Origin of the sequence: Paraburkholderia caledonica, from assembly GCF_000383275.1 — a bacterium.
In the GTDB taxonomy this organism is placed as follows: Bacteria; Pseudomonadota; Gammaproteobacteria; order Burkholderiales; family Burkholderiaceae; genus Paraburkholderia; species Paraburkholderia caledonica.
Genome location: NZ_KB911038.1, coordinates 548,675 through 562,245 on the forward strand (window position 1 = coordinate 548,675; position 13,571 = coordinate 562,245).

Consider the following 13,571-nt stretch of genomic DNA (forward strand, 5'->3'; position numbering starts at 1 on the left):
AACGGTTCGTCATACTGGTCGAGGGGCGCGTTACCTAACGGAGTGCAGCAGATGAAAATCGCAACTGGCGGTGTGGGGCGGACGGTGCTGATCGCGGCATGCTTCGCCGGCTTTAGTGGAATGGCTTGCGCGCAGTCGGGCAGCACGAGCGCGGGCGTTGGCGGCTTGAGCGCTACGCCGTCGGGAGGAAGCGCCAATGGCGGTGGAGCAGCGGGCACGACGCTGGCGCCCACGCCCGGCCTCGCAACGCCGGGAGGTGCTGCGGGAACCGGCGGGATTGGCGTGATGGGTGCCGGCGCGGGCCGCGTGCCGAACAACATGCGTGCGAACGGCACGAGCCTGAACCAGAACCCCGATCCGCGCGTACCGAGCCTGAGCGGAAGGCCCCCGGCGCCGCGATAGATCGAGCCGCGAGGGCCGGATTGACTGGCGCGGCCGGCTTAAAATGGGCGTTCCACCAACCGGTTCATTCGACTACAGGAAGCGCCCATGGCATACGGTGAGCACAAATACGAAGTCTCCGTGCAGTGGACAGGCAACCTCGGCAGCGGCACCTCGGGATATCGCGACTACAGCCGCGATCATGTGATTGCGGCGGGAAGCAAGCCCGAGATTCCAGGCTCGTCCGACGCCGCGTTTCTGGGCGACGCAAAGCGGTGGAACCCCGAAGACTTGCTGGTTGCATCGGCTTCGGCCTGTCACAAGCTGTGGTATCTGCATCTGTGCGCGGACGCCGGCATTGCCGTGGTGCAGTACCAGGATCACGCCGAGGGCACCATGCTCGACAGCCCGCAACAAGGGCGCTTCTCGCAGATCGTTTTGCGCCCGCGCGTCGTGATTCAGGCGGGCGGCGATGTGGAACTCGCGCGGCGCCTGCATCACGTTGCGCACGAGAAGTGCTATATCGCGAACTCGGTGAACTTTCCGATTCTGTGCGAGCCGGTGATCGAGACGAGCCCGGACTGAGCGATCTATCGCCGGGCGCTGTTGGCTGCAAGCCAGCGGAAGCTAGCGCCTTTGCCGCGCTATCAAGCGCCTATTGAGCCGCTACCGCACGGGGGCATTCCCAGCGCATTAGCGATTGCCGTCGAGCAGATCGCCCAGCAGTTCGTCGAACGCGGCCTGCGCGTCTTCCAGTTCCTGCAACGCGGCGTCGAAAGTCTGCAGCGCGAATTGCGAAGGATTGCCGCTGCCGGCCGGCGGAAATTGCGATTGCAACGATGCAAACGCTGTCTTCACGCGTTGCGTCGCGGTCAATACGCGCTCCATTGCAGCGCTCTCTTCGGCGCGGGCTTTGTCGTGATCGATGTTGCCGGTGTTGTCCATTTGGTACTCCGTGTTCGTGGTTGCGGCGCGCGCCGCGTGAAATGGCGTGACTATGCCACGTTCGGGCTCACGATAGCGGCAAGCCGCCGTCGGCCTTTACTTCGCGCAACGACAATGCCGATTCGACCGACGTCACGCCCGGCAGACTGCGCATCTGGTCGCGCATGAAGCTGCCGTAGTCGTCCAGATCGCGCGCCACCACCTGCAAGATATAGTCCGCGCTGCCCGACACGTTGTGACATGCGATCACCCGCGGTATGGCCTGCACCTCGCGCTCGAAGCGGTTGGCCAGATCTTTGTCGTGCACGGCGAAGCGCACGAGAATGAATGCGACTACGCCGAAGCCGAGCGCCGAACGTGCGAGCACTGCGCGGTACTGGCCGATGTAGCCGTCGTTCTCCAGACGCTTGAGGCGTCGCGCGCACGGTGTTTCGCTCAGGCCGACCAGTTCGGCGAGCTTCGCGTTCGACATGCGGCCGTCTTTTTGCAGCGCGGCGAGGATCGCGCGATCGGTCTTATCGAGGTCAGTTGACATGGGTTGGCGGGCGCTTTTCGAGTTTTAGTGGGAAGCTTACGGAAACAGCGCGATGTTAGCGCATTCCGCCAAATTTCCAGCCAGAACTCCGGAAATTCGCCAGCAAAACCTCCGTCGACAATAGCAAGATAGAGCCTCGAAACAACGAGGCTCCCATGATTTCCGCACACCTTCTTGCTGTCTATATTGCCGCGCTGCTGGTCGTTTATGCCGTACCCGGGCCCGACATGGCGTTGATCCTCCAAACCAGTATTGGGCGCGGTGTGAGGAGCGGCTTTGCGGCGGCTTGCGGACTCGGTTTGGCGCGTGCGACTCACGTCACGCTCTCCGCTTGCGGCGCCGCCGCGCTGTTGCGCAACGCGCCGTGGCTGTACGACGTGGTGCGTTATGGCGGCGCGGTTTATCTCGCGTGGATCGGCATCCAGATTTTCCGCTCGCCGATGTTCGCCTTACCAGAAGGCGGCGCGGCGCGCGACGAAGCTAACCGCCCGACGGACGCAACGGCGACAGCAGGCATACGGCAGTTGCGGGCGGCGTTCGTCAAGGGTTTGCTGACCAACCTGCTGAATCCGAAAGCGCTGCTGTTCTGTTCGGTCTTGTTGCCGCAATTCGTGCGTCCGGAGGCGGGGCCCGTTGCGTTGCAGATGATCGAGCTGGGTTCGGTGCTGCTCGCGGTCGGCTTTTGCTTCGACCTCACGTATGCGATCGGCGCCGCGCGGATCGCGGGATGGATGCGCGCGCACCCGCTTGCTCAAACGTTGCAGCGCTGGACCTTCTCCGCGGCGCTGATCGGATTCGCACTGCGACTTTCTCTCGATTGACGCGAATGCGACCGGCTCTACCGGTTCAGTTTGCGTTCGCGGCGCGAACGGTCGTCGATAATTTTCCTGCGGTGCTTGTCCTTCATCTTCTTCCAGGTTTTGCATTCGTCGCGGGTGCGCAAGCAGCCAATGCAAAAGCCGGTTTCACTGTCGAATTTGCAGATGTCGATACAGGGCGATGCTGTGCTCATAGCCGGTGGACAGGTTGTGGAGGGCAGAGGAGGTGAGGCGACTTTCGCATGACGCATGCCTGTGCGCCAAGTGATTGTGTTAATAAAGCCGATAGAGCGCCGATGGAGCGGTCATTCAGCGGCCATGTCCGGCCGGCGATTACACGAACACAACCGCCACGCTTCGCCTTCAATGAAAACATTTCTGCTTTATGCGATTACCGCCGTCGCCGAGATTATCGGCTGCTATTTGCCGTGGCGATGGCTGAAAGAGGGCGGCTCTGTCTGGCTGCTCGTGCCGGGCGCACTCAGCCTCGCGCTTTTCGCGTGGCTGCTCACGCTGCACGGCACCGCCGCGGGCCGCGTGTATGCGGCGTACGGCGGCGTGTATGTGGCGGTGGCGATCTTGTGGCTATGGGGCGTCGACAAGGTGCGGCCTACGCTGTGGGACGCAGCCGGCGTCGCAGTGACGCTGGCCGGCATGGCAATCATCGCATTTCAGCCCCGCGCCTGAGCGCGTGAACCGGCGCGCCCGGGTGCCGCTGCACCGCGGCGCGATTCCGGCGCGGCCCCAGCGTATTCGCTATTCCAATCGCTTACTTCAACCCGCCCAGATAGTCGAGCTTGCCGAGTTCCACGCCGTTGTGGCGCAGGATGCCGTACGCCGTGGTCACGTGGAAGAAGAAGTTCGGCAACACGAAGCCCAGCAGATAAGACTGGCCCGTGAACTCGACGGGCCCGTTGCGCATTTTCAGGGTGACTGTGCGCTCCTCCGATCCGTCGATCTGCTGCGGGCTGAATTCCTGCAGATAGTCGATCGTTTTTTGAAGGCGGGCATGCAGTTCGTCGAAGGTCTGTTCGACGTCGTCGTATTTGGGCGCTTCGACATTGGCGAGACGCGCGGCGCAGCCCTTTGCGGTGTCGCTTGCGATATACACCTGACGCACGAGCGGCAACATGTCCGGCGCGAGGCGGGCGTTCGTGAACACCGACGGATCGATCTGCTTTTCGGCTGCGTGTGCCTGAGCCTTGCCGAGGATGGCCTGCAGATTGGTGAGGCCGCGAATCAGCACGGGCAGTGATGCTTGATACATCGAAATTGACATGGGTTCCTCTGATTCTTCGATTGCCCGCGCGGACGGCGCGTAAGGCAATGTAACGGCGGGATAGCCGCTGCAGCATCATAGCGGAGCGACGCGAACCGCGCATGACGCGCCGCCGCGTTAGCCATTCGGCCTACTGCCGCCTGCGCCGGAACTGTGTTCGAATGCATTGGTCCGAAGGTTTGCGAAGTCCTGCAAGCAGCACCTTGAAATCAGCAACGTGCCGTCTGTCGTCGGGCAGAGAGCGGACAGGGCGCCCCCGCCAGTCCCTCGTGCATCCGGCGCCGTCACGCCAACAGGAGAGTCGACACATGGCCACCAAGCACCCGCTGCCCGGAAGCGAGCGAAAGGTAGAACAAGGTTCGAAACTCATCGGAGCTTGCGATCCGTCGGAAAAGATCGAGGTTTTCGTGATGCTGCGCCGCCAGCAGCAGGCGCAGTTCGACGCGCTGATGAAACGCATAGAGGCAGGCGACCCGAACGTGGAACCGCTGTCGCGTGAGACGTTGGCCAAAGACTATGGCGCAGCCCCCGACGACATCGCCAAAGTCAAGGCATTCGCGGCTGCGCATGGCCTGAGCGTGGTGCGTGAAGACCCGGCCGCGCGCTCCGTGCTGCTCTCCGGAACCGTTGAGCAATTCCAGAATGCGTTCGGAGTCAAGCTTGAAAAGTATCAGCACCATACGGCCGGGGAATTTCGCGGCCGTACCGGCGTGGTCAACGTGCCCGACGATCTGCACGGCGTCGTGGAGGCGGTGCTCGGGCTCGACAACCGTCCGCAGGCACGACCGCACTTTCGCATCCGCCCGCCGTTCCGCCCGGCCCGGACGCATCAGGCTTCGTTCACGCCGCTGGAGCTGGCGTCTCTCTACAAATTTCCCGAAGGCGACGGCGGCGGCCAGTGCGTCGGCATCATCGAACTGGGAGGCGGGTATGACCCGGCTGACCTCTTGTCGTACTTCAAGAGCCTCGGCGTGCCGTCGCCCACGGTGAAGTCGGTGAGCGTCGATCAGGCGCGCAATGAGCCGACTGGCGACCCCAACGGTCCCGACGGCGAAGTTACTCTCGACATCGAGATCGTCGGCGCAATCGTGCCCGGCGCGACCATTGCCGTGTACTTCGCGCCGAACAGCGACGCGGGTTTCATCGACGCCGTCAGCCGTGCGGTACACGATACGGTCAACAAACCGTCGGTCATCTCGATCAGTTGGGGCGGCCCGGAATCCATCTGGACCAGCCAGTCGCTGAAGGCGTTCAACAGCGTGCTGCAAACCGCGGCCGCGCTCGGCGTGACGGTCTGCGCCGCGTCGGGCGATAGCGGATCGAGCGACGGCGCGGGCGCGGGAGATCAGGTCGATTTCCCGGCGGCGAGCCCGTATGTACTCGCGTGCGGCGGCACGAGCCTGAGCGCATCGGGGACGTCCATCACGCATGAGGTGGTCTGGAACGACGGCCCGCAAGGCGGCGCCGGCGGCGGAGGCGTGAGTGGCGCTTTTTCGTTGCCGGCCTGGCAGGAGGGCTTGTCGGTTGCGCTGTCGAAAGGTGGCAAGAAGCCGCTTGCGAAGCGCGGCGTGCCCGACGTCGCGGGCGACGCCTCGCCGCTGACCGGCTACACCGTGCTCGTCGCGGGCACACAAACGGTGGTCGGCGGTACCAGCGCGGTTGCGCCGCTTTGGGCCGCGCTGATTGCCCGCATCAACGCGGCGAAAGGCAAGCCGGCGGGCTTCGTGAACCCGAAGCTTTATAAGGCGGCGGGCGTCTGCAACGACATCACGCAGGGCAACAACGGCAGCTTCGCGGCGTCGGCGGGCTGGGACGCCTGTACGGGACTCGGCAGCCCCAATGGTCAGAAAGTGGCCGGAGCACTATATAGTCAGCAGGAATCCGCAGCACCGGCACAAGACGTGAACGTACCCAGGGAGTCATCATGACAAGCACAGAGTCAACGTCCGTTAGTCCGCAATCGTCGCAGAATTCTCAAACCTCGGGCACGCCCCCAGCGGCCGGTGGGAAACGCAAGCCGGCTGATCAGCCTTTCTTCGATCCGGTTGCATACGGCAACGGGCCTGACGACTCCGTAACGGCCACGGACGAGAGTGCCGCGATCACGCATCACTCGGTTACGATAGACGGCAAAAAGATTAATTACACGGCGACGGTGGGTCATCTCGTGATCGTCGACCCGAGCAGTTCGGAACCCGCCGCGCGGATGTTCTACGTCGCGTTCACGCAAGACAACCAGAAAGAGGAAACGCGGCCGCTCACCTTCTTCTATAACGGCGGACCGGGCTCGTCCGCGGTGTTCGTGCTGCTCGGCTCGTTCGGGCCGCGCCGCATCAAGACGTCGATGCCGAACTTCACGCCGCCCGCGCCCTACACGATAGAAGACAACCCCGACAGCCTGCTGGACAGAAGCGACCTGATCTTCATCAATCCGGTCGGCACCGGCTATTCGGCGGCGATCGCGCCAAAGAAGAACCGCGATTTCTGGGGCGTCGACCAGGACGCGGATTCGATCGCGCAATTCATCAAGCGCTTTCTCACGAAGAACAACCGCTGGAATTCGCCGAAATACCTGTTCGGCGAGTCGTACGGCACGGCGCGTAGTTGCGTCGTCGCCTACCGGCTGCACGAAGGCGGTGTCGATCTGAACGGCATTACGCTGCAATCGTCGATTCTCGACTACACGCAGGCGGGCAATCCTGTCGGCGCGCTGCCCACGGCCGCCGCCGACGCGTGGTATCACAAGAAGCTCGGCATCGCGCCGCGGCCGACCGATCTGGGCGCATTCGCTGAAGAAGTCGCGCAGTTCGCGCGCACCGACTACCTGGCGGCGCTGCGCAAATTCCCGACCACCGATTCTGCGACGGTCGAGAAACTCGCCGAATACACGGGCATCGACAAGACGACCTTGCTTGCGTGGAGCCTCGATGTCGCGTCGTACGACAGCCGCGGCAATTCGCTATTTCTGACCACGCTGCTCAAGCCGCAAGGTCTCGTGCTTGGCGCATACGACGGCCGGGTCACCGCGATCGGAACCGGCATAGCCGGCAAGGTCGATCCCAACTCGGGCGGCAACGATCCGACCATGACGGCGGTCTCGGGCGTCTACACGACGATGTGGAACGTCTATCTGAACGAGCAGTTGAAATACACGTCGAACTCGGCGTTCACGGACCTCAACGATCAGGCGTTCCAGTTCTGGGACTTCAGCCATATCGACCCGACCGGTGCTCAAAAGGGCGTGGACGACAAGGGCAACGTGATTCTATACACGGCCGGCGATCTGGCCGCCGTCATGGCACTGAATCCGGACCTCAAGGTGCTGTCGGCAAACGGCTTCTACGATTTCGTCACGCCGTTCTATCAGACTGTGCTCGACCTGCAGCAGATGCCGCTGCTCAGTCAGCAGGTTCGGCAGAACCTTTCGGCGCGCTTCTATCCGTCGGGTCACATGATTTATCTCGACGGCGGCTCGCGTACCGCGTTGAAGGCGGATCTCGCGGCAATGTACGATTCGGCGGTGGCGAACACCGAGGCGCTCAGCCGTATTCGGGCGCTGCAGGCTCGCGTGGCACAGTAGGTCGGGCGGTGGTGGGTCCGCGGCGGCATTGCGTCGCCGTGGAAGGTCCATCGCAACGCGCGCCGTGCATCCGGCGGACAAGCATTTTTTTCGCATGCGTATTGAATGTGTTTTAATTACCTTGCGAATTGACTATTGCGTGCCTCCGCAGGCGCGCCGACGAATGAACGCAGAAATTGCAGACAGGCGTCGCAGCGGCTATTCCAGCGACCACATAGGTAGGATCTTCAGGGCACATCTGCTCGCGCTTGCGTCCTGGCGTCCGCGCTCGTTGCGATTTGCCGTGGCGCTGAGCGCCACCGCGCTTCTCGCGTTGCGAGTTGGTGGCGCGTATGCGCAGGAGGCGCGCATGCTCGACGAACGCGTCACGCAGCAATCGATCGGCGAAACGATATGCCGCCCGGGCTATGCCAGCGCGGTCGCGCCGCCGTTCGATGAACTCATGGCGCACAAGGAGCGGATGCTTGCCGAGCGCGGCATCGACGCCGACGACGGCGCCGATTTCGCGCTGGACAGGCGCGTACCCGTGGTGCTCGGCGGTTCGCCGGACGCGCCTTCCAACCTCGGTCTGCTGCCGTGGGCGGGCCGCCAGGGCGAGCGCCGGAAGGCGCGCGCGGCGGTCATGCTCAAGCGCTGCGTCTGCGAGGGCAAGATCAGTCTCGCGGAAGCGCAAGCGGCGATTGTCGGCGACTGGTCGGTGGTCTATTCGGGCTTCAGCCAGACCTCGTGCGACGTCAGCCGGCTGGACGTCGCCACCAGCGCCGAGAGCGGGCGGGCAGCCGGACATGGCTCGCAGCCTTGAGGCTGTGTTCCCGGAAGCCGCGTGCCGCTGATCAAATTCGTTCGCATGGACCTGGCCGCGCTCGTGTGCAGATGGAAGAGGGTTTTCTTTCAACGTGCGCCCGTGAGTCGCTTGCCGTTCATCGCACCACCTGACTTATTCCTGGAGAATCATCATGACCCATTCACCTCTTGCCGCGGCGACGCTTGCCGCACTGACCTTCGCGTGTGCCGCCGGCAGCGCGTCCGTATTCGCCGCCGAGCCGGTTCATTGCGGTAAAGCCGACGCGCTGCAAATTCGCGGCGACGTGCCTGCAGCCATCAGCTTCGACGTGTATCGCCAGTTGCGTCCGTTGAATGCGCAACGCGTCGCGCTGTTCCAGTCTGCCGGCGAAGTGAAGCATCTACCCGATGGACTTGCAGTGTGCGAAGTTGCGGACGACGGCGTCGACGATCCGTCGGCCGTCCTGGTCGAACTGCCACAAGGCAAGAACGCGTGGTGGGTCAGCGCAGCCAACGTTCAACAGGCGGACTGATCCTCCCGCGACAAGCCAGGTTGCCGCGTTGCACCCCGGCGTAATCTCTGCGGTGATTGACGCGGCGGTCCGTTTCTTGCGACCCGCTTCCGCATGCCCAGAAGCGCGGTCCATAGTCCGGCGCACCCAGGGAGCATGCGGCTTCGCTACCCAGCGAATGTTCCGCTGTTCAGGTACAGTGCACTGACTGCGTCTTCAACGCGGTGTCCTCCAGGACGCCGTGACGTGCTGCATGCATGGTCGCAAGTGGCTTTCTGAAACAGGGCCAGCCCAATTACCGGAGATTCGAATGATTGCCTTCTACCTGTCATTGGCCGCGCTTGGCGCAGCGGGCGCCGCACTCATCCGTGAACTCGCCGCCGCGCAGGCCAGACAGCGTGCCGCATTGCGCCGCGTGCACGCACATTCCGCCGATCGCAGTAGCCGCCGCGGGTAGGCCGCATGAACCTGATCGTGCGCAACATCGCGCCGTCGTGCAGCGAGCAGGAAGTGCGCGAATTCCTCCAGCGCGAATTGGGGCACTACGCTCGCAATGTCGAGGTTGTCGACGCCGGCACGCCCGGCGCCTATGCCACGGTCGAACTTGACGCGCAGGTGCCGTATGTCGGCGAGGTCATCGCGCGTCAGATTCATGGCAAGCAGCTGGGCGGCATGGTGCTCGAGGCGAGCGCCGATCTATTCACCGACGAGCCGCCACCGGCGCAGTGACTGCCGGGCCTTCCTCTGGTGTCTTCGGCAGCGAAGGTGCGAGTAGGGCGCGGACGATGCGCAGAAAGCGGCGTTTCAAGACTTGAGCCGGCGGCGCGCCCAACCGGTGTTCGCTGTGTTGCTCAGCGGCTCTTGCCGTCTCAGTCTCCGCTTTCTACCTCCGGCCAATCGAACAGCGTGTACGGCAACGCGCGCTTGTGCCGCGTGATCTCGTAAAAACGCAAGATGATCTTGCGTGCCTCATCGCTTACGGATTTTCCTTCCAGGAAGTCGTCGATCGTTTCGTATGGAACGCCGTAGGCGTCTTCGTCGGGCCGTTGAGGGCGCAACGCTTCGAGGTCCGCGGTCGGCACCTTGTGAGCGAGCGCGTCGGAGGCGCCCAGTGCTTTCGCGACCGCACGCACCCGCCGCTTGTTGAGCCCGGCGAGCGGTAGGACATCGGCGCCGCCGTCTCCGAACTTCGTAAAAAATCCCATTAGCGACTCGGCCGCGTGGTCGGTGCCGATCACCACGCCCATGCGCGTGCTGGCTATCGCGTACTGCGCGATCATCCGTTGCCGTGCCTTGATATTGCCGTGGACGAAATCTTCCTGCGCTTCGTCCGCGAACGGCAGGCCGCTTTGATGCAGCGACGCGAGCATCGCGTCCGCGGCGGGCTTGATGTCCACGGTCACGGTCTCGTCTGCGCGAATAAAGGCCAGCGCCTGCTGCGCGTCGGCTTCGTCTTTCTGCTCGCCGTGAGGCAAGCGAATCGCGACGAAACGCGCGTCGTAGTTCGCGGCCCGCAACCGCTCGACGGCCAGTTGCGCGAGGCGCCCGGCCGTAGTCGAATCGATGCCGCCACTGATACCCAGCACGTACGCTTTCAGGCCGTTACTGCGCAAATAGTTCGCGAGAAAAGAGACGCGGCGTTCGATCTCCGCGTTGGCGTCGAACTCGGCAGTGACGTGCATTTCGGCGGCGATGTCCGCTTGAATCGCGGCTGGATCGGTTTGCTTCATGATCTTGTGCTCCTCGCGCCCGGGCGCAATGTCAAAGAAACAACTTCAGCGCGACAGTGGCGAGCACGTAGCGGACCCGCCGAAGGTCCATCGACAGATTGCCATGCGCTGAGTAACATCCTCGTTCCGAGAGCCGCATCAACCTGCGAGCAACCAATAATAATCACATCAGTGCGAACCCGCGATGAACCATCTCAAGCGGCCTCGCCCGCCTGTATTCGTCTGTCCGACTTTTGCACGAGTCGCCGCCCAGTGCAAAGCCGGCTGTATGCCATATGCATTTTCCTTGTCGCGCGCCGCGCGTGAGTCGTATCGCGTAATGCGGCGGACGCCTGGCCAGGCGCTATCCACCTTTGCCGGGTTGAGCAAGCTTACATGCGGCCTCGCGCTTGCCGTCTCCGCTTGTGCGGCCTTCGCTGCCGGGCCGCCTGCGGCAACGAGCGACGCGGCGTTTTCCGTCGATGCGTCGTCCGTCGCGGCACCCGATGCGGCCGGCGGCGTGGACCCGCGCCGGGCATTCGCGTTGCGGGATGTATTCGCCCGCCACGTCACGCGACGGCTCAACGTACCAGCCTCCGAGCAGCGCGCCTACGCCGCTCGTCTGCAAACGGCGTTGCATGAGCACGAGCTCGGCGAACTGTCCGGGGAATACGTCGTGATGGTCGACCGCAATGCAAACGTGCAGGCGCTCCTGATCTATTTCCGCGCGGCGCCCGCCGACGCCTGGCAGATGATCGGCGCGTCGCCCGTGTCCACCGGACGGCCAGGCGAGTACGACCACTTCGTCACGCCGCTCGGCGTGTTCGAGCACACGCCGTCCAACATGGATTTCCGCTCTGAAGGCACCGAGAACGAGAACCATATCCGCGGCTACGGCAAGCGTGACATGCGCATTTTCGATCTGGGCTGGGCGCAGGCAGAGCGCGGCTGGGGCAAGGGCGGGATCTCGCAGATGCGATTCCAGATGCATGCCACCGACCCCGACCGGCTGGAGCCGCTGCTCGGCGTGCGCCACTCGAAAGGTTGCGTCCGGATCCCGGCATCGCTCAACACTTTTCTGGATCATTACGGGATCCTCGACGCGGAATATGAGGCGCTCGTCGACTCGGGCAAATCGCTGTGGGTGTTGAAGAGCGATCGGCAGATCATGCCGTGGGCAGGACGGTATATCGTCGTGGTGGATTCGGCGCGCAAGGCTCGTCCAGCGTGGGCGCCGGCGCCCGACGCCAGGACGCGCGCCAAAGTGCCGGCGGGGGCGGACACAGCGGATTGATACGCGGCGTTTGGTCGGCGGTCAGCGTCTTGAGCGCCATGCGGTCCGCGCATTAGTGCCGCCGACGCCATGCCATCAGTGCATCACCGCATCCGTCAACGCATCAGCAACATCGTGCCCGCGCCAAGTATTCCGCCGCACAAAGCGCACGCCCACAACAGCGCCCGCGTACGCCGATATTCGCGACCGATGTCGGCGAGCAGTTGGGCGTTTTGCCGCGGCGAGCGCGCGCGGTCGTGTTCGTGCTGCAGATAGCGCACGGCCAGTTGCGGCACGCGTGGCAGCATATGCGCGAGATGCGGCAGCTCGCGTGAAATGCGCTGGAACCAGCCGCGATGATCGACGTCGCGCCGCGCGATGTCCGCGAGCACGCGCCGCGCGATGTTCCAGGTATCAACGCCCGGATGCAGCGCGCGCGCCAGCATCTCCGCCTGATGGAACGATCGTTGCGCGGTGGCGAGCCGACCGGAAACAACACCATCGAACGGAAGCACCGCGTGCAGCAGTTGGTGGAAGAGCGACCCGGCGGAACGATCTTGCGCAGCCGCCGCAAAATGCGCTTCGGCTCGGGTACGCAATTCAGCTTCGAGCATTTCGGGGCGAGTCTGATGCGGCACGTGCCCAGCGTCGCGGTGCAGTTCTGCGAGCCGGCCGTAGTCCTGCTCGAACAGGGCGGTCGCGCCATGAACGAAGAACTCGCGCTCGCCGGTCGAGAGGCTGGACATGATCGAAAATTCCGCCAGCACGAGTCGTCCTAAAGAATCGGGCTCGACGCTTACGCGGACCCGTCGCGCGTCAAGCGTCGCGTGAAAGAAGCCGTGTTCGAATGCCTGCTCGGTCACCACTTCCACAATATGCGCGGCGAGCGGTGCGAGCTTCACCTGATGCGCGTGCAGACCGCTCAGGTCGGTAGCCGGCAGCGTGTCGATGCGCTGCATCGTGAGCGTGTGACTGGTGCAAAGATCCCAGATAACGTCGGGTACGACGAGGCGCGTGTCGCCCTCGAAATGATGACCGGTCTGGCTCAGGTTGGCGGCCTCGGCGCGCAGGTCGAAGCGGCGCTGAATCTCGTCCGCGAAGGTTTGAGCCAGCGCCCGCAGCCGCAGGCGTCGTGCGGTGCTCGACAGTTTTTCCAGCCAGCGGGCGACCCATCGCAAAAGCGCAAGCTCGTCGCCGATCTGCTGCAACTGTTCGGCACGCAGCAATTTGATCGCCACCTCGCGATGACCGTTGACCGGCATCAGCAATCGCGCGAAATGCGTCTGTTCGGCGAAGCCGCTGCGCACCGGTATCAGGTCGACCGCGCTGAAGAGGGTCGCGAGCGGCCGGCCGAACGCTCGTGTCAAGGCTTCCTCGGATTCGCGCGGCGGCAGCGGCGCTTCCATATGATCGATCGCATCGATCGCGTCGTGCAATGTCGAGGTTGCCAGTTCCGGGCGCTCGACCAGCGTCTTCGCGAACTGACCCGCCAGTGGGCCGAGCGCGGGCAGCAGGCTGTGAACACTGCGCGCGCTGCGTGTCGACGAATGCACGCGGCCGACAAGCTCGACCAGCCAGTGCAGCTTGCGATTGGCTGGCGCGGCGAGCCAGATCAGGCGCGCGCCGTAACGCAGTGCGTGGTAGAGCAGGAGTAAGCGGCGAAACAGTGGGGGCATCGGCAGTTCGATTGGCGGCAATGCGGCGCACAAGAACTGGGCGCCGCGGGGCCAGGACAATCAGATTATCAGGAATGCGC

General features: G+C 63.7%; 17 protein-coding genes. 11 read left to right on the forward strand and 6 right to left on the reverse strand.

Translation table 11 applies throughout. From position 1 onward, the window contains the following. Nucleotides 1-51 precede the first annotated feature (51 nt). Nucleotides 52-402 (forward strand): hypothetical protein, encoded by a 351-nt coding sequence (locus H281_RS0117855; RefSeq protein ID WP_020068513.1) that lies wholly within the window; start codon nt 52-54, stop codon nt 400-402. Between the two features lie 87 nt (nt 403-489). Continuing rightward, nucleotides 490-966: an OsmC family protein gene (locus tag H281_RS0117860; RefSeq protein ID WP_020068514.1), complete on the forward strand. Its 477-nt coding sequence runs from the start codon at nt 490-492 to the stop codon at nt 964-966. Between the two features lie 108 nt (nt 967-1,074). Here H281_RS0117860 and H281_RS0117865 read toward each other — a convergent pair whose 3' ends face one another. Then, nucleotides 1,075-1,326: a hypothetical protein gene (locus H281_RS0117865; RefSeq protein WP_020068515.1), complete on the reverse strand. Its 252-nt coding sequence runs from the start codon at nt 1,324-1,326 to the stop codon at nt 1,075-1,077. 67 nt (nt 1,327-1,393) lie between these two features. After that, entirely contained in the window at nt 1,394-1,861 is a 468-nt protein-coding gene (locus H281_RS0117870; protein ID WP_020068516.1) for an Lrp/AsnC family transcriptional regulator, read from the reverse strand. 155 nt (nt 1,862-2,016) lie between these two features. Here H281_RS0117870 and H281_RS0117875 point away from each other — a divergent pair, with 155 nt between their 5' ends. Further along, nucleotides 2,017-2,682 (forward strand): LysE family translocator, encoded by a 666-nt coding sequence (locus H281_RS0117875; protein ID WP_020068517.1) that lies wholly within the window; start codon nt 2,017-2,019, stop codon nt 2,680-2,682. Nucleotides 2,683-2,699: 17 nt separating this feature from the next. Here H281_RS0117875 and H281_RS0117880 read toward each other — a convergent pair whose 3' ends face one another. Further along, nucleotides 2,700-2,873, reverse strand: a complete 174-nt coding sequence (locus H281_RS0117880; RefSeq protein WP_020068518.1) for a DUF1289 domain-containing protein — start codon at nt 2,871-2,873, stop codon at nt 2,700-2,702. A gap of 172 nt (nt 2,874-3,045) precedes the next feature. On the opposite strand from H281_RS0117880, the gene H281_RS0117885 reads away from it, so the two are divergent. Next, a complete protein-coding gene (locus H281_RS0117885; protein ID WP_020068519.1) occupies nt 3,046-3,366 on the forward strand; it encodes a YnfA family protein in 321 nt (106 codons plus the stop codon). A gap of 82 nt (nt 3,367-3,448) precedes the next feature. On the opposite strand, the gene H281_RS0117890 is transcribed toward H281_RS0117885, so the two are convergent. After that, nucleotides 3,449-3,958 (reverse strand): DUF1993 domain-containing protein, encoded by a 510-nt coding sequence (locus H281_RS0117890; RefSeq protein ID WP_020068520.1) that lies wholly within the window; start codon nt 3,956-3,958, stop codon nt 3,449-3,451. A 308-nt stretch (nt 3,959-4,266) separates the two neighbouring features. On the opposite strand from H281_RS0117890, the gene H281_RS0117895 reads away from it, so the two are divergent. The 6 genes from H281_RS0117895 to H281_RS0117920 all read left to right on the forward strand — a co-directional run bounded on the left by H281_RS0117895 (nt 4,267) and on the right by H281_RS0117920 (nt 9,562). Continuing rightward, complete coding sequence (locus H281_RS0117895; RefSeq protein ID WP_020068521.1) at nt 4,267-5,886, forward strand: S53 family peptidase; 1,620 nt, start codon at nt 4,267-4,269, stop codon at nt 5,884-5,886. Beyond that, the gene (locus H281_RS0117900; RefSeq protein WP_020068522.1) at nt 5,883-7,538 is read left to right on the forward strand and encodes a S10 family peptidase; all 1,656 of its coding nucleotides are present in this window, start codon (nt 5,883-5,885) and stop codon (nt 7,536-7,538) included. The genes H281_RS0117895 and H281_RS0117900 overlap by 4 nt, the downstream gene beginning before the upstream one ends. 163 nt (nt 7,539-7,701) lie before the next feature. Further along, nucleotides 7,702-8,340, forward strand: a complete 639-nt coding sequence (locus H281_RS0117905) for a hypothetical protein (protein WP_020068523.1) — start codon at nt 7,702-7,704, stop codon at nt 8,338-8,340. A 154-nt stretch (nt 8,341-8,494) separates the two neighbouring features. After that, the gene (locus H281_RS0117910) at nt 8,495-8,854 is read left to right on the forward strand and encodes a hypothetical protein (protein WP_020068524.1); all 360 of its coding nucleotides are present in this window, start codon (nt 8,495-8,497) and stop codon (nt 8,852-8,854) included. A gap of 289 nt (nt 8,855-9,143) precedes the next feature. Continuing rightward, complete coding sequence (locus tag H281_RS36885; protein ID WP_020068525.1) at nt 9,144-9,290, forward strand: hypothetical protein; 147 nt, start codon at nt 9,144-9,146, stop codon at nt 9,288-9,290. A 5-nt stretch (nt 9,291-9,295) separates the two neighbouring features. After that, complete coding sequence (locus tag H281_RS0117920) at nt 9,296-9,562, forward strand: RNA-binding protein (RefSeq protein ID WP_020068526.1); 267 nt, start codon at nt 9,296-9,298, stop codon at nt 9,560-9,562. Nucleotides 9,563-9,702: 140 nt separating this feature from the next. Here the strand turns inward: H281_RS0117920 and nadE are convergent, their stop codons facing one another. Continuing rightward, nucleotides 9,703-10,563, reverse strand: coding sequence for an ammonia-dependent NAD(+) synthetase (gene nadE / locus H281_RS0117925; protein ID WP_020068527.1), 861 nt, complete (start codon nt 10,561-10,563; stop codon nt 9,703-9,705). A gap of 268 nt (nt 10,564-10,831) precedes the next feature. Here nadE and H281_RS0117930 point away from each other — a divergent pair, with 268 nt between their 5' ends. Continuing rightward, entirely contained in the window at nt 10,832-11,836 is a 1,005-nt protein-coding gene (locus H281_RS0117930) for a L,D-transpeptidase (RefSeq protein ID WP_020068528.1), read from the forward strand. 95 nt (nt 11,837-11,931) lie between these two features. Here H281_RS0117930 and H281_RS0117935 read toward each other — a convergent pair whose 3' ends face one another. Continuing rightward, entirely contained in the window at nt 11,932-13,491 is a 1,560-nt protein-coding gene (locus H281_RS0117935) for an ABC1 kinase family protein (protein ID WP_027804716.1), read from the reverse strand. Nucleotides 13,492-13,571 lie beyond the last annotated feature (80 nt).

What these genes read in the sequence shown, in the direction of transcription:
- H281_RS0117855 (WP_020068513.1), top strand. Translation starts at nt 52, where the DNA reads ATGAAAATCGCAACTGGCGGTGTGGGGCGGACGGTGCTGATCGCGGCA.
- H281_RS0117860 (WP_020068514.1), top strand. Translation starts at nt 490, where the DNA reads ATGGCATACGGTGAGCACAAATACGAAGTCTCCGTGCAGTGGACAGGC.
- H281_RS0117865 (WP_020068515.1), bottom strand. Translation starts at nt 1,326, where the DNA reads ATGGACAACACCGGCAACATCGATCACGACAAAGCCCGCGCCGAAGAG.
- H281_RS0117870 (WP_020068516.1), bottom strand. Translation starts at nt 1,861, where the DNA reads ATGTCAACTGACCTCGATAAGACCGATCGCGCGATCCTCGCCGCGCTG.
- H281_RS0117875 (WP_020068517.1), top strand. Translation starts at nt 2,017, where the DNA reads ATGATTTCCGCACACCTTCTTGCTGTCTATATTGCCGCGCTGCTGGTC.
- H281_RS0117880 (WP_020068518.1), bottom strand. Translation starts at nt 2,873, where the DNA reads ATGAGCACAGCATCGCCCTGTATCGACATCTGCAAATTCGACAGTGAA.
- H281_RS0117885 (WP_020068519.1), top strand. Translation starts at nt 3,046, where the DNA reads ATGAAAACATTTCTGCTTTATGCGATTACCGCCGTCGCCGAGATTATC.
- H281_RS0117890 (WP_020068520.1), bottom strand. Translation starts at nt 3,958, where the DNA reads ATGTCAATTTCGATGTATCAAGCATCACTGCCCGTGCTGATTCGCGGC.
- H281_RS0117895 (WP_020068521.1), top strand. Translation starts at nt 4,267, where the DNA reads ATGGCCACCAAGCACCCGCTGCCCGGAAGCGAGCGAAAGGTAGAACAA.
- H281_RS0117900 (WP_020068522.1), top strand. Translation starts at nt 5,883, where the DNA reads ATGACAAGCACAGAGTCAACGTCCGTTAGTCCGCAATCGTCGCAGAAT.
- H281_RS0117905 (WP_020068523.1), top strand. Translation starts at nt 7,702, where the DNA reads ATGAACGCAGAAATTGCAGACAGGCGTCGCAGCGGCTATTCCAGCGAC.
- H281_RS0117910 (WP_020068524.1), top strand. Translation starts at nt 8,495, where the DNA reads ATGACCCATTCACCTCTTGCCGCGGCGACGCTTGCCGCACTGACCTTC.
- H281_RS36885 (WP_020068525.1), top strand. Translation starts at nt 9,144, where the DNA reads ATGATTGCCTTCTACCTGTCATTGGCCGCGCTTGGCGCAGCGGGCGCC.
- H281_RS0117920 (WP_020068526.1), top strand. Translation starts at nt 9,296, where the DNA reads ATGAACCTGATCGTGCGCAACATCGCGCCGTCGTGCAGCGAGCAGGAA.
- nadE (WP_020068527.1), bottom strand. Translation starts at nt 10,563, where the DNA reads ATGAAGCAAACCGATCCAGCCGCGATTCAAGCGGACATCGCCGCCGAA.
- H281_RS0117930 (WP_020068528.1), top strand. Translation starts at nt 10,832, where the DNA reads ATGCCATATGCATTTTCCTTGTCGCGCGCCGCGCGTGAGTCGTATCGC.
- H281_RS0117935 (WP_027804716.1), bottom strand. Translation starts at nt 13,491, where the DNA reads ATGCCCCCACTGTTTCGCCGCTTACTCCTGCTCTACCACGCACTGCGT.